At 56.0% G+C, this 13,868-nt stretch carries 14 protein-coding genes and 1 tRNA gene; 9 read left to right on the plus strand and 6 right to left on the minus strand.

What is annotated here, in order from left to right:
- Window positions 1–148: 148 nt before the first annotated feature.
- The 3 genes from ABEA92_RS25395 to ABEA92_RS25405 form a co-directional block, all read right to left on the minus strand.
- Window positions 149–1,720: a Do family serine endopeptidase gene (locus tag ABEA92_RS25395; RefSeq protein ID WP_345687563.1), complete on the minus strand. Its 1,572-nt coding sequence runs from the start codon at window positions 1,718–1,720 to the stop codon at window positions 149–151.
- A gap of 410 nt (window positions 1,721–2,130) precedes the next feature.
- On the minus strand, window positions 2,131–5,349 hold the full coding sequence (locus tag ABEA92_RS25400; protein WP_345687565.1) for an efflux RND transporter permease subunit: 3,219 nt from the start codon (window positions 5,347–5,349) through the stop codon (window positions 2,131–2,133).
- On the minus strand, window positions 5,346–6,857 hold the full coding sequence (locus ABEA92_RS25405) for an efflux RND transporter periplasmic adaptor subunit (protein ID WP_345687567.1): 1,512 nt from the start codon (window positions 6,855–6,857) through the stop codon (window positions 5,346–5,348). Before ABEA92_RS25405 ends, ABEA92_RS25400 begins: the two co-directional genes overlap by 4 nt.
- Window positions 6,858–7,984: 1,127 nt before the next feature.
- Between ABEA92_RS25405 and ABEA92_RS25410 the strand changes: the two genes are divergently transcribed.
- A tRNA-Cys gene (locus tag ABEA92_RS25410) sits at window positions 7,985–8,057 on the plus strand.
- Window positions 8,058–8,197: 140 nt separating this feature from the next.
- Window positions 8,198–9,436 (plus strand): tyrosine-type recombinase/integrase, encoded by a 1,239-nt coding sequence (locus tag ABEA92_RS25415; RefSeq protein ID WP_345687569.1) that lies wholly within the window; start codon window positions 8,198–8,200, stop codon window positions 9,434–9,436.
- Window positions 9,437–9,441: 5 nt separating this feature from the next.
- Here ABEA92_RS25415 and ABEA92_RS25420 read toward each other — a convergent pair whose 3' ends face one another.
- The 3 genes from ABEA92_RS25420 to ABEA92_RS25430 all read right to left on the minus strand — a co-directional run bounded on the left by ABEA92_RS25420 (window position 9,442) and on the right by ABEA92_RS25430 (window position 11,289).
- Window positions 9,442–9,888, minus strand: a complete 447-nt coding sequence (locus ABEA92_RS25420; protein WP_345687571.1) for a hypothetical protein — start codon at window positions 9,886–9,888, stop codon at window positions 9,442–9,444.
- 64 nt (window positions 9,889–9,952) lie between these two features.
- On the minus strand, window positions 9,953–10,861 hold the full coding sequence (locus ABEA92_RS25425) for an FxLYD domain-containing protein (protein WP_345687573.1): 909 nt from the start codon (window positions 10,859–10,861) through the stop codon (window positions 9,953–9,955).
- 5 nt (window positions 10,862–10,866) lie between these two features.
- Window positions 10,867–11,289, minus strand: a complete 423-nt coding sequence (locus tag ABEA92_RS25430; RefSeq protein WP_345687575.1) for a hypothetical protein — start codon at window positions 11,287–11,289, stop codon at window positions 10,867–10,869.
- A gap of 202 nt (window positions 11,290–11,491) precedes the next feature.
- On the opposite strand from ABEA92_RS25430, the gene ABEA92_RS25435 reads away from it, so the two are divergent.
- The 7 genes from ABEA92_RS25435 to ABEA92_RS25465 are packed head-to-tail and all read left to right on the plus strand — an operon-like array spanning window position 11,492 to window position 13,844.
- Window positions 11,492–11,809 carry a hypothetical protein gene (locus tag ABEA92_RS25435; protein WP_345687577.1) on the plus strand — a complete coding sequence of 106 codons (318 nt, stop codon included), beginning with the start codon at window positions 11,492–11,494 and terminating at the stop codon, window positions 11,807–11,809.
- A complete protein-coding gene (locus tag ABEA92_RS25440; RefSeq protein ID WP_345687579.1) occupies window positions 11,806–12,135 on the plus strand; it encodes a DUF1580 domain-containing protein in 330 nt (109 codons plus the stop codon). Before ABEA92_RS25435 ends, ABEA92_RS25440 begins: the two co-directional genes overlap by 4 nt.
- Before the next feature lie 45 nt (window positions 12,136–12,180).
- Window positions 12,181–12,420: a hypothetical protein gene (locus tag ABEA92_RS25445; RefSeq protein ID WP_345687581.1), complete on the plus strand. Its 240-nt coding sequence runs from the start codon at window positions 12,181–12,183 to the stop codon at window positions 12,418–12,420.
- Window positions 12,413–12,610 carry a hypothetical protein gene (locus ABEA92_RS25450; protein WP_345687583.1) on the plus strand — a complete coding sequence of 66 codons (198 nt, stop codon included), beginning with the start codon at window positions 12,413–12,415 and terminating at the stop codon, window positions 12,608–12,610. The genes ABEA92_RS25445 and ABEA92_RS25450 overlap by 8 nt, the downstream gene beginning before the upstream one ends.
- Before the next feature lie 29 nt (window positions 12,611–12,639).
- Window positions 12,640–12,966 carry a hypothetical protein gene (locus ABEA92_RS25455; protein ID WP_345687585.1) on the plus strand — a complete coding sequence of 109 codons (327 nt, stop codon included), beginning with the start codon at window positions 12,640–12,642 and terminating at the stop codon, window positions 12,964–12,966.
- Entirely contained in the window at window positions 12,953–13,639 is a 687-nt protein-coding gene (locus ABEA92_RS25460; RefSeq protein WP_345687587.1) for a hypothetical protein, read from the plus strand. The genes ABEA92_RS25455 and ABEA92_RS25460 overlap by 14 nt, the downstream gene beginning before the upstream one ends.
- The gene (locus ABEA92_RS25465) at window positions 13,632–13,844 is read left to right on the plus strand and encodes a hypothetical protein (RefSeq protein ID WP_345687589.1); all 213 of its coding nucleotides are present in this window, start codon (window positions 13,632–13,634) and stop codon (window positions 13,842–13,844) included. The genes ABEA92_RS25460 and ABEA92_RS25465 overlap by 8 nt, the downstream gene beginning before the upstream one ends.
- Window positions 13,845–13,868 lie beyond the last annotated feature (24 nt).

Raw genomic sequence — 13,868 nt, forward strand, 5'->3', positions numbered from 1 at the left:
AGTAGCACAGGCTTCCGCCCTGTATGTGGGATCGGCTGTTTGCCTGTCATCAGGCCGCAGTTACCACTGAAACAGTGTCGTTGATCGCTCCGCGATCAGAACGAAGCATCGTGGATCGTTCGACGATGCACGGTGTCCCGATCGATGCTTAGTTCTGCACCACGACAAAGCGTGAACCCTGCTCGCTTCGAACCAACAACAGCACCGATCCATCGGAATCTTCGGCAATCCGCCGCTCGAATTCGCCAGGATTCGACACGTCCTGTCGATTCACTTGCACAATCACCATTCCTGGTTCCAATCCCGATTCCGCCGCAGCGCTGCCTTCCTGCACACGCGTGATGACGACTCCCGATTGCGATTCCATTCCCAATTGCTTCGCGACGTCGGCCGACAACTCGCTTATCTCCAATCCCAGCGACTGCATTTTCACGCCGTCACTCTTTTCAGCTGACTTCGTGCTCGCCCCGAATTGATTCGGCGCCACCTCGGCTTCGTACGATAATTCGATCGACTTGCCATCACGCACGACATCCACCGTCAACGTTTTTCCGATCGGCGATCGTTCCACTGCCAATTGCAATTGCTGAGGCGTGGTGACATGGATACCACCAAAATTGACAATCACGTCACCTGTCTTTAGTCCCGACTTCGCCGCTGGCGTTTTCGGGAACACGTTCGTCACGACCACACCGCTTTTGGGAGCCACACCGAGCTGGGTGCTCAATTCGTAGTTGACCGGTTGGATGCTAACCCCGAGGTACGACCGTTTGACCAGCCCATGATCCACCAATTGATCACTGACCCAGTGTGCCAAATTCGATGGCACCGCAAAGCCCACCCCGTTATTACCGCCTCCGCGGGATGAGATCGCGGTATTGATTCCAATCACTTCGCCACGCAGATTCACCAGCGGTCCGCCGCTGTTACCAGGGTTGATCGCGGCGTCCGTTTGGATGAAGTTTTCGCGATCGGTGATCCCAATGCCACGATTCTTGGCACTGACGATCCCTGCGGTGACGGTGCTCTCCAGTCCAAAGGGCTGACCAAGTGCGACCACCCAATCGCCGACTTCCATCGCATCGCTGTCACCAATCTTCGCCGCCACTAGACTCGAGTCGCCGTCGAATTTGACCACCGCAATATCGGTTTGCGGGTCGGTCAAAACCTCCGTCGCAACAAACTCACGACCATCTTGAGTTTTGATGATCACCGTCCCGCCGCCTTCGACGACATGGTTGTTCGTCAACACGATCCCAGCCGAATCAATGATCACTCCCGAACCGATCCCCGCTTGCGAACGAGGCGATTGCCGCGGCGTCATCGGGCCAGGGGTTTGTCCTCCGCGTTGGCCGAACTCTTGATTTCGAAACATGTCTTCAAACGGAGTTCCCTTGAAGGGATTCTCTTGGCCGAGCGATTGACCGCTTTCGGGAATTGGCGGTTTGGCCGATTGCCAAGACATATCGGGGCGATTTTCAATTGCCACCACCGATGGCAAAACATGGGTGGCAACGTCTCGGAATGCGTCCGACAACGCGTTGGCGACGCCGATGGATTCACTGCGTAACACCGGAGCTGCAGCAGAGGCCGTTGCGGTTTCGGTTTCGACATGCGTCGCTGGTGCAGCGGCAATCAACGCCCCCGTTGCGGCGACGGTCAGCGGAGCGGCCAATAACGCGGCACGCAATTTAGAACGTTTTGAAACACGATGGTTCATAATGTAATCCTTTAGCGGAGGATGAGATCAATCTTGAGTGGTGTCACGAGCCCCGGGATCATTGCGGATAGAATCAGGCAGCTCGAAACGGCCGAGGTTCGTAAACAAACGACAACTCTCAGGCGATCTCCATCAAAAGCACGTGCCATGCCATCGGCGAAATCAGAGGCAAATAATCGAATCGAGTGCGTAAAACACGCGGTTTTCAGCGGACGCTTCGAGTATCGTCGTGAGGGATTCAAGGGACACAAGTCCGCAGCGGGGCAGAATGCCCCAAGCAATTTTCTAAGTAGCGAAACTCGCCAAGCGTTTGGGCCCCGCGAAGGCTCCTCGAAACTCTCCGCGAGTTTCGCTACGTCGCGACGATCCGGCCTTGTGACTTTACCGATCGCAACTTCATCAATCGCGACTCATTCCACCGCGACTTCTTCACCGCTCGAGAACCGGGCGGTGATCAGATACATCACCGGCGCTAGCACTAACACCAACACCGTACTGAGTGTCAATCCAAACGCCAAACTGGTCGCCATCGGCGAAACCACTTGCGCTTCCTTGGACCGTTCCAACAAGATCGGCAGCATGCCGGCGACCGTCGTCACGGAGGTCAACAACACCGCACGGAAACGACGTCGCCCTCCATCGACGATCGCCTCGCGAATCGGTAACCCCTCTTCGACTCGACGATTGATAAAGTCGACCAACACGATCGAATCATTCACGACCACGCCCGCTAACGCGACGATGCCAAAAATGCTGAACAAGGTCAATTCGATCCCCATCACGATATGCCCCAAGATGGCTCCGATAAAGCCGAACGGGATGATCGACAGGATCAAAATGGCTTGCCAACACGACCCGAACTGGATCGTCAGCAATAGGAACATCGCGCCGACCACCACGAAGAATCCGATCATTAAACTGTTGACCGTCTCGGTGGTCTGCTCTTGTTGCCCAGCCCACTCCAATCGAACCCCGGGAAATTCGGCTTCGAATTCAGGCACAAAGTTAGCTCGCAGATCCGCGACCACGTTAAACGCGTTGCCTTGCGTTTCATCCACGTCGGCCACGACGCCGATCGATCGCATCTGATTGACGCGGCGGATTTCTGAATACCCTCGAGCGACTTCGACATCCGCAACTTCGCTAAGCGGTCGCTCGATCCCATCTCCATTGCGAATGCGGATGCCATTAAAACTGACTAACGTATTGCGGTCTTCGCGTGGATAACGAACACGAAGCGGCACCTCGTGGCGTCCTCGTTGCAGCCGCATCACCTCTTCGCCATAATACGAGGCACGCACCGTCCCGGCAACGTCCGCCAACGAGATTCCCATCGCCTTGGCGTCGTCACGGACCTTCATTCGGTACTCCCATTTGCCTTGCCGTGTGTCCGTGGCGATGTCCGACACATAGGGATACTCCGCAAGCTTTGCTTTGCAGCGAGCGATCGCGGCGTCCATTTGGTCCATATTCTCGGCCGTTGCCATCAATCGCATTTCGATCGGCAGCGAGGCGGGACCACGCGGCGTGGCGCCATAAGCCACCGCCTCTGCACCAGGAAAACGCCCCGACTCTTCACGCCACATACGAACAATGTCGGCGCTCGACACGGTCCGCTCGCCAATATCGTTCAGTTGCACAAAGATGCCTCCGACGTGGCTTGCCGGAGCCGCACCGACCTCGTCGCCCGAAGATCCGACGGTCCGCTGCACCGCTTGAACAAAACCGCTGGGATCGGTCGTCAGCCCTTCGTCAATCGAACGTTGGTTGATTCGCCAAATGGCTTGCTCTAACCGTTTGGTCGCCGCATCGGTGACCGTCACCGGAGTACCATCCGGATAAGTGATCTGAACGGTGATGAACCCAAAGTCGATTTTAGGCAGCAGTAGAAACGGGACCATCCCCGATCGAACCACCCCGAACGACAAGATCAACAATCCCGCCGCAGCCGACATCACGACCGCTGGATTTCGCAGCGATACATTCAATAGCGGAGTGTAAACTCGCTCGATGAACCAGTTTAGAAAACGTGTCAGCCCTTGATTGCTGCGGTGCAATAACCATGCAATCGGCCGAAATGGAAACAGGATCCACGTCAACACATCAAGAAACCGGCTGCGTCGATGCGCCAAATGTGCCGGCAGGATCGTCAAGCTTTCGACCATCGAAATGAACAACATTGCTCCGACGCACAGCGGTAACACCACGGTCAACCGCTTGATGTTGCCTTCAAGGTACATGATCGGCACGAATGCAATCACGGTGGTCAAAATCGCCGTGATCACCGAAGGCATCACCTCGGCCGCCCCGTCGATCGCGGCGTCGCGATAACTTTTACCTTGTTCGCGATGAGCGTAAATATTCTCGCCCACCACGATCGCATCATCGACCACAATTCCCAACGCGATCAAAAACGCAAACATCGATGTCATGTTGAGCGTCTGCCCGCTTTGCAGCATGTAAATGCACGCACCCAACAACGATACCGGGATGCCAAGCGCGACCCACCACGCCAATCGCATCTCGAGAAATAGCGCCAACACCAAGAACACCAACAACAGTCCCATCCATCCGTTGGACGCCAACAAATTCAATCGGTTCTTGACACTAACGCTGCGATCTCGCATGTGCAGCATGCTGTACCCGTCCGGCAAACGAGCCTTCTCATTTTCCACATACTCACGCACCTCTTCCGAGACGGCGATCAAATCGTCGGCGCTGGTCGATTCGACCGACACCACGACCGCCGGCCGCCCGTTGACCTCGTTGATCGTCGCATCCACCGCAAATTCGTCACGCACGATTCCCAAATCGCCAACCGTCAACACCACCCCGCTGTTCTGGCTGACCAACGGAATCGACGCGATCTCCTCACCAATCTCACTCTTGTCACTGCCGCGTAGCAAGATTTCCTGAGACCGCCCCTTGAGCGTTCCGCCTGGCAATTCAACGTTGTTGGCACGCACGATTCCGGCGACTTCACTGAGCGACAAATTGTATTCGCGGAGCGTATGCTCAGGAATCTCGATGTCAATTTGATAGTCGGGAGCGCCCACCAAATCAGCGACCGACACATTCTGTAGCGCCAACAAATCGTTGCGAACACGCTCAGCAACGCGTCGTAATTCCAAGGCCGCTTCGGCAACCGCTTCGTCGTTGTTGCCATTGCCCGCGCCCGAGTTTTTGGGTCCCAACACCGCCACCCGAATCGCGGTGGTGAAATTGGTGTTCAAACGAACGTCCGGTTTTTCCGCCAACTCAGGAAAGCTGGGGATTTGATCGATCAACGTGGTGACTTCGGTCAACACTCGCTGCGCATCGGCTTGCTTGGAGTCGCTGTCCAATTCGAGCGTGACGCTGCCGATCCCCTCGCGAGCCGACGAGGTCATTTCGTCAATGCCGTCAACGGTGCGAATCGCCTCTTCGATCTTTTCTAAAATGCCCTGTTCGATTTCATCCGGACTGGCACCAGGATAGACCACCGAAATATTGACGACGTAAAGTTCAAAGTCGGGCCAAAACTCACGACGCAGCTGTGACAAACTCCATGCGCCCAGCAGCAGGGTGCCGAGCATAATGACATTCATGGCCTGCCAATTTTTGACCGACCAAGCGATAAGCGATTTCATCCTGCCGCCTTTTCTGAATCGAGCCCCGAAACGTCATCGGCAATTCGCGTGGGAGTACTTCCCGCCTGTCGCGCCGTCGGTCCCGATCCCATCACCGGCATGCCGTCTTTGGGATCGCTGACCGGGGAAACAATCACGGCGACCTGATCCGATTTCATCGTCGCTGTCGGCACCGCCGAATCGATATCGGCATCGACGATCACCCCATTGTTCATCCGGCTCACCACTTCAACGGGCACTACACGTAATTTTCCGTCAACGTCTAACCAAATCCGGTTTCCTGGACGAATCGCAATCTCATTGACCCGGTACAGCGTTCGACTTGGATGGACATTCATCGTGACCGAGACAAACATGCCACGCATCAAGCGTCTCGGGCCGTCCATCACAAGATTGGGGGCAAGCGGCGAGTCGTCCATGATGGGATCCCGACTTGCATCCGCGTCGACAGCCACGACGTCTGCGGGCGAATCGACACGCAGCAAACACGGGTAGGTGCGTGTGTCCAAGTCGATGCCCGCACCATCAATCCGCGTCAAAACCGCTTGCCACTGGTAGACGCGTTTTCCCAAGCGGTACTGGATGGTCGCGCTGACCGGAGGAACGCGGTCGCCATGATCCCCCGATTCAAATTGGTTCGCCATCGCGGCCGAATTCCAGACCCAATACATTTGATCCACCGTCAAATTCGATCGGACTTCGATCGCGGTCGTATCTTCGATCGTCACAAACGAGGTGCCTGCGGCAATAAACGACTGCTCTTCGACCCCGCTTTGCACCACCCGACCGCGGATCGGAGAACGGACCGTGGTGCGAGACAGGTCAAGCTTAGCCCGCTCGATCGCCACCTCGGTCAACGCTTGCTTTCTCAAGATCAAAGTGCGTTGGGCAACCAGCTCTCGCTCGCGATTTTGCAGTTCGACCAAAGCCGATTTCGCAGTCAACTCGGCTCGCTTGGCAATTTCGACTTCGCTGACCGACGCCGCTTGGCGAGCGACTAGTGCATCCGTACGCGCCCGTTCGCCGCTAGCGAGTTGCACTTGCTCTTCGGCCAAGCTAAGCAAATGGGCCGTGTTTTCGATGCTGACGTCCGCGGCAGCCAATTCCGCATCCTCCTGCGTCTTTTGGGCTGCCAACCGGCGAACTTCCATTTCGTATTCGGTGGGGTCCAACTGGATTAGTGTTTCCCCTTCGGACACCTCGCGACCAGGACGCAGATTCACCGATTGCTTGATCACGCGGCCGGCCACCTCGGTGGCAAGGCGAATTTCCCGCAAGGGCACCACCACGCCATTAGAGTTGATCGAAAGCGGACCTTGATGCCGCTGCAGTGTCTCGGTCGTCACCGCAGTCGCCGCCGGTTTGTTAGGCTTCGATCGCGCGGGGCGTTTACGTTCCCCGAGTAAGGTGTAGCCAAACAAACAGCCAGCTAAGATCGCGATCGAAACCACGATGTTCAAAACGAGGTGCTTGAGGGACCGCGGAGGCCCGGAAGTAGGGGTATTCATGAAGCGAGTCTAAATCGAGTCCGATGCGTGGTGTCGCGTTAGCATGTGCCGCTATAGTTTGCATCAAAAAATACGATTCCGCAGCAACCAGTTGGAATCAAGTTCGAGTTAACCCCTAGGGTCGCCACAAGTTCCGGCAAAAGCTTGTACCGTCGGATACGTTTCCAGCCCGTCCTCATCCGCGTAGCAAAGGCCGCCAGCCTGTGATTGCCACGCAAGCCCCCCAAACTCTCTCTCACCCTTTCGCATCACCGCGGCCAAACGCGAGTTCCCTCATGTAGTGCGAAGTTCGTCACCCCAAAGTGCCAAAAATTTCATGGCTTCCCTCAAAAAGTCTATCGACTTTCGGCGTTCCCGCTCGACTGCACCTCGAACGCCTCAAGGCCTGGCAAGGAGCGGCAAAGACAAAGTCAACCTCGGTAATCGACAGGCCCTGATCGGACGAATGGAACGCCTCTTCGGGTGGTTCAAAATTCAGCAGGTTGACCAAGCCACAACGACACACGCTCAAGTTGTTACACAACAAGTGATCGTCCCCCTGGGGGGAACGCTTAGCGGAGCGGCGCGAGCCGCCCGGTCAAAATCGAACATTTTTTCACCCCACAACCGGACGACTTGCGGCACGCCCCACCCCAAAGTAGATCCGACTGGGATGTCGCATTAGTCGAACACCATTCGCGACACCGCGCGCCCTCTTTGGGAACAGCACCAGCGAGGGGGGACGCGATTCCAGGCAAAATCGGATCTTGATTTTCGCGGTTGCCGATTTCTGGGTCACAAATCAAAGTTCGCTAGCAAAAATGGTGGAAAAATTTTGGCGTGACCCTCGACAGCGGCGATGGCTCAGTGCGGCCTGGAAAACAGAAAACTTTTCACGGCCAAGGCACGAACCCGATCTAGTTTTTCAGCGTCTTTTACGGGGTCATTGACGAACGGCGGGCCGCTAGAATTGCAGACGGCTAGCGGGTCGGAGCGTCAAAAAGTAGAGTTATTTTCGCGGGACATTAAAGCTCCACGGCAGAAACACCGATAGGATGCGTATCACCGACTGCAACATCCCGATTGTTCCAGTCAGAGGATCTTGACTAACCCGCAAACATCTCCTAACTTTGCGGCAAATCAACCAAGGCGACGTGGCCAAGTGGCTAAGGCGAAGGATTGCAAATCCTTTATTCGTGGGTTCGAATCCCACCGTCGCCTCTTTTGCTGAAATGCAACTTTTCTTTATAACCGAAACACGCTTTTGCGTGACCTTCCGATTGCGGTTGTGCGGTGAAATCTCGTGGTCGTATTAGAGTCAGTTGACTCGAATACGATGCACCTTAGGAGATCACCCTCTCATGCCGCGTCGTGAACAGTCTTTGCCGCCTTATCGGCATCACAAGGCCTCGGACCGTGCTTTGGTCTGCTTGAATGGCCAAGTCAACTATCTGGGCAAATACAATTCGCCCGAGTCACGCGAATTGTACGATCGCAAGATCGCTGAATGGTTGGCTGCCGGCCGGCGATTGGTTTCCGATGACCCGATCACCATCAATGAGTTGGCGGCTGATTTTATCACCCACGCCGAATCGTATTACGTTAAAGATGGCGAGCAGACAACGGAGGTGAATTCGTTTCGCCAAGTCGTTCGCACGCTGTGTCGGCTGTATGGTGACGATCCAGTCACCGAATTTGGACCGCTCGCACTAAAGGCATGTCGGCAGCAATGGATCGACAACGGATTGACGCGGCAATCGGTCAACAAGCAACAAGGGCGACTGGTTCGCATATTCAAGTGGGGCGTCGCTGAGGAGATGGTGCCCGAGTCGGTGTGGAACGCCTTGCGAGCCGTCGAAGGACTGAGGAAGGGACGCACCGATGCCCCCGAAATGATGGAGGTGCCGCCGGTCAATCTCGAAGACGTCCAAGCGGTGCTGCCCTTTCTGTCGCCCGTCGTCGCGGCAATGATCCGTTTGCAGTTGTTGACGGGAATGCGACCGGGCGAAGTGTGTAAGTTGCGGCCGTGCGACGTCGATCGCTCGGGCAAAGTTTGGGAATACCGCGTCGGTAGCCACAAGACCGAACACCACGGTCGCAAACGAGTCGCGTACATCGGCCCCGATGCCCAAGTCGTACTGACGCCGTTCCTATTGCGGCCGTCTGATGCCCCGTGCTTCTCGGCGGCTGAATCTCGCGAATGGTACCGAGAACAGGCGCACGCATCACGCACGACGCCCCAATCATGTGGTAACCGGCGGGGTCGCAAATACGGACGCACAAAGCCAGCGAAGCAACGTCGGTTGCCACGCCCCTTTTTCACCAGCAGCAGCTACGGAAAAGCGATCGCCGATGCTTGCAAGAAAGCATGGCCCGTGCCCGAGGAAATCTCGCATGACAACGCTGCGGCCAAGGCATGGCACGATTCGCATCGTTGGGCGCCGAACCAACTGCGTCACACCCGCGGCACCGAGATCCGGTCAAAGTTTGGGCTCGAAGCGGCCCAGGTTATCCTCGGCCACGCGAAAGCCGACGTGACGCAAATCTATGCGGAAGTGGACCGACAAAAAGCGATCGATGTCACGCTTCAAATTGGCTAGCCAGATCACCCCAACAACCGCATATCGTCGGCGATCACACGAATCTTGTCATACAAGTCCGGTTGTTCACGCAGCCATTTTTGCATCATCCGGACCATCAACCGCCGGTCGAACACATTCGGTTCGTATTGCCGACCGATCAAACGTCGCGGCGGATCCGCGTTATGGTCCTCGATCACGATTCGCAAACAGCCCGGCGATCGGAATTGAGCCGTCGATCCGAGATAGAACTGGCGAAACTCATCGATCCGTTCGTCCCATGCCGTCATCAACCAACGCGATCGAGCCACATAGGGACGGCGAAGAAATTCGGCGGGCGTCAGCGGATCGGCGACCAAGTCACGCATTCGATGGACAACGAGATGCCGCCGTTTGTAATGCGAACGCTCGATCAAACGGACGTGAGTGTGGGTGGGATATTCAAGTTCAATTCGCTGCGATGGTTCAAACACGGTGTCGCTCCGGTGGATAGGGTTGCGGAGCGGGTAGTGTTTGCTAGCAGCGTGACACGTCTGGTCACTCGTCAGAGAAAAGAATGTGAACTGACGTAATTTCGGTTCGCAGCTTGGCGGAGTCAGTCACCTTTGCATCCGGTGCCAACACTGCTTGAAACGATCGCACTTGCCCAGGTTCCAAGTCTCCGACAAAGATCGGCGTCACCCCAACCAACGAATCGCCTTCGAACCAATTGCAATGGAACGTGCCGAGAGTCAACTTTCGGTCTCTTTCGTTCCGAACTTTTCCGGTGATTTTGGGATACCTTTTATCAAATGCCAGTTTCACGATGTCGAAAAACGCAACCCCCTCGACAACTTGTCGAATCGAGACATCCTCGGCGGCAGCGTCACGGCGAAACCATTTCTGCGATCCGGCCCACTGCCGAAACAAGTCCTCGATCGTTTGAGTTTGGTCATCGACGGTCCTCGCCAATTTGTCAATCTCGTCGCGAGCGTATCGAACCACATCATTGAGCCGCTTCGGTGTCGCAACGCTTTCGACCAATTTGCCCGAAGCCTCAACCGATTGACTAGCAAGGTAAACCAAACCACCCACGAGCTCCGTTTGGTCACGCTCGGATAGTGTCCGCCACATCGCCGAATCACAATGATCGCGATCAAATAGCGGAATAAAATCGTCGGCCAGGGGTGCGACCGCCGGTTCATCAATTTTCTCATCATCGACCGCTGGCATTGATTCTTTTCCGCGGGCCATCGATTTCGCCAATGCAAGCGAATCGTCGTCCAACGCGGAAAGAGGAACGACACGTGGGATCAGAACCGTGATCGATTTTCCATCACCGTCGATTCCGCCGAACCCCCCTTCGATCACCCGGCCATCTTGTGATCGCCAAGTGTGGATCGTCGGTGATTCGGCATGAGTCCGAGATGCGAAAACCACAAGCAAGACCAGCCCAGCAACTCTCATCGCATCTATCCCGATTTCTTTCGTCGGGCTCCGGGGGTGGATTTCTTCTTGCTTGCTTGACGTGTTTTTTCTTGTCTCGAGACTCGCTCGATTTCCGCTTGATCGGATTCCATCGCCGCGATTTCTTCGGCGGAGTACTTGTTGGCCGCGGGCTCGACCCCGGGCACTTGATTGCGGATTGCCTCGGCATGCACTTCGGCCGCGATGTCGGCGAACGGATCCGCGTCCTCTTTCGGCCGGCCCCCTTTGGTTAACGGCAGCACCCAACCATCCGCGATGCACCTTTCTTCAAAGGCCTCGCGTTCCGCTTCCGGCATCGATTTGAGCCGACGTGAATAGCGGCGGTAATGCTTGTCACAAAGCCCCCGCGTCTTTACATCGGCCCCACACACTCGACAGCCGGTCGTTTTGGGTTTCGCTTCCGTCATCCCAAAGTTTGTACCTAGTTTTTTCCGAAGTTGCAAGTCTTTGCCAACTAAAGACTTAGGTGCAAACAAGGTGCGTTCGCTGGTCTATCGAACGACAAACTAGGGACAAACTAGGTTGACGCGTCGCTTCAACCACGCATAATTCCAAACGTCACCCAAGGACGGCCACCCTTTTCACCGGTTCGTCATTGGAGTTTCGAACATGCAATTAAGTCTTGCGAAGCATTACCTAATGCGGGCATTAGCCATGGACAGAGAGAACGAACAAACGATCAAAAGCCGCGTGCTCAAAGGCCGCTGCATCCTCGATGGATGCGAAAACCCGCTCGGAAGCCGAGGTCTATGTGACCATCATCGGCAAAAGTGGTACCGCACCTTGAAGGAGGAATCGACCGAAGACCGACGACTCGAATTCGAAGAACGCTCGGTCAAGCTCGGGTTGATTCTTCGCAGCGGCGAACAAGACGAGTGGATCCGCGAACAATCCAATCCGTTCCGCGCTGCAAAGGCCTCGTCATGACCACCACCCAAAACGCAGCCGAGCAAATGATCACATCGCGTGACATTCCCGCCGCGGTTGAGCAAATCACCGGATTGCGGCCGCATTACAACACCATTCGTCGCTGGCGAACCATTGGGATTTGCGGTGTCAAGTTGCAAACCCGACGTATCGGCGGACGCGTTGTCACCAGCCGCGATTGGCTCGAGCAGTTTTTTGATGACGTCACGTTCGCACGCCAATCCAATTCGATTACCGACGCCCCGCGTGATGGCGAATACTCGCCCGCCGCCAAACGGCGCAACGAACGAGCCAAAGCCAAGTTGAAAGCCAAAGGGCTTCTGTAAACCGCCCCATCACCCTGATCCCCCACGAAACATGGAGTCGTCGCGATGTGCAACGGCACACAACCTCAATCGTCCATTGCCAACGTGTTCAGCGCGATCCACATGATTGCGACCGGGCACACCTTTGCGGAAATCAGACCACGGCTGAGCATCGCCCACGGCGATCGCACGTGGCATCCCGCTTGCCTTGGTGCAATCACCGCGATGCGAATGACGGACAAATCAACCGTCGTCGCCGAATTGGAAAACTTGGCCAATTGGATCGAGGAACACAACGTTGGGTAAACCAATCACATTGGCCGACATGATGATGTCCATCGGCGATTACAAGTCACGTCCACGGAGAGTCATCGTCGCCGATGAGCCCGATTACGCCCGCCGCGTGATCGGGATCGAAAACGGCAAGTTGTTGTTAAAGCACTGCGACGGCAAATGCCGCGTGGTTTCGATCGATCAAGTGCTGAAAGTGATTTAGAACAGTTTTTGCGGGGGAGAAAAGTCGTCATGACAGCGGTCAATCCAATCTGGGGCGAATGCGAGCGAGCCGAAGAAACGCTTTGGCAACTGCGGTCGATCTATCGGCTGATTCGGAAGTTCAACATCGACTGCGTTTCTCAAATCGAGGTCGGCAACGAACCCTCGGTTCAATTCGCCGACAAGGATCAATTCCTTGCCTTGTTTGGTCACCTCGATCACACGCGGTACACGTCGTGGGGATCGGAATACTTTTCGGTCGTCATCGATGACGTGACATTCGTCACGGTCCAATCGCTCTACGAAACCGAATTAACCAACCGTGACAAACCGGAGGTGCATTGTGCAACGTCCTGATCAACAATTCCGCGACCAACCGACGCTATTTGGCCCCACGGTCGACGTGATCGACTATGGCAAACGCAATCGCGACGAAACGTACCGCGACGATTCCAGCCGTCGGCCCAGCCAACGCGGCCTGGTGCTCGCCCGCATTGCCAATCATGGCGGCGACGGCGTCACACGCGAACAATTGGCCGAGGAAATGAGTTTGCCCTTGGCATCGGTGTGCGGCCGCGTTCGCGAACTCAAAGATTGCGGCGAAGTCGTTGACACTCCCAACCGACGAGTCACTCGCAGCGGCAAATACGCCGCGGTTGTCGTATGTCGCGAATTCATTCATTCCGCAAACAAGTCATCTGCCAATTGCTCGGCCAGCCGATCGACGGGCCGCCCGAGTGACCGCCCCACCGGACGCCGACCAAGCATCGACACGATGACCGACGTCATGCCGGACCAAGTCACATGCCCGCAGACGCCGTGCGACCAACACGGCGAAATCATCCAAGCCGGCCGGCGATACATCATCACCCGTGGCAAGCGAACCGCCCGCGTGCAAGTCATCGAAGACATCGACACCGGCGAATTGCTTTACGTGTGCGGCCACGATCGGCCGTGCCCGGTCAGCGAAACCGATCCGCGTGCCACATGGGACTGGATCGACGGCGACGCGGAGGATGCGAATGGTTGATGCAAACCGAATCAACATCGAACGGTTGCACGAGATCCACGCCAAAGTGCATCAGTTACGCGAGATCCACGAAGCACTCGGCGAAGAGTGCGTCGAATTGTTGGGCGTCGGCGACGACAGCCAAAAGATCGACCTTGCGCGAAGCATCGTCGATCACCTGGAGAATCCGGAAGTCGTCATTTTGCAGCTACGAGGAATGCCATGACCACCGTCATCACCACCGCATTTG

The sequence above is a fragment of the Novipirellula caenicola genome, assembly GCF_039545035.1.
Lineage (GTDB): Bacteria > Planctomycetota > Planctomycetia > Pirellulales > Pirellulaceae > Novipirellula > Novipirellula caenicola.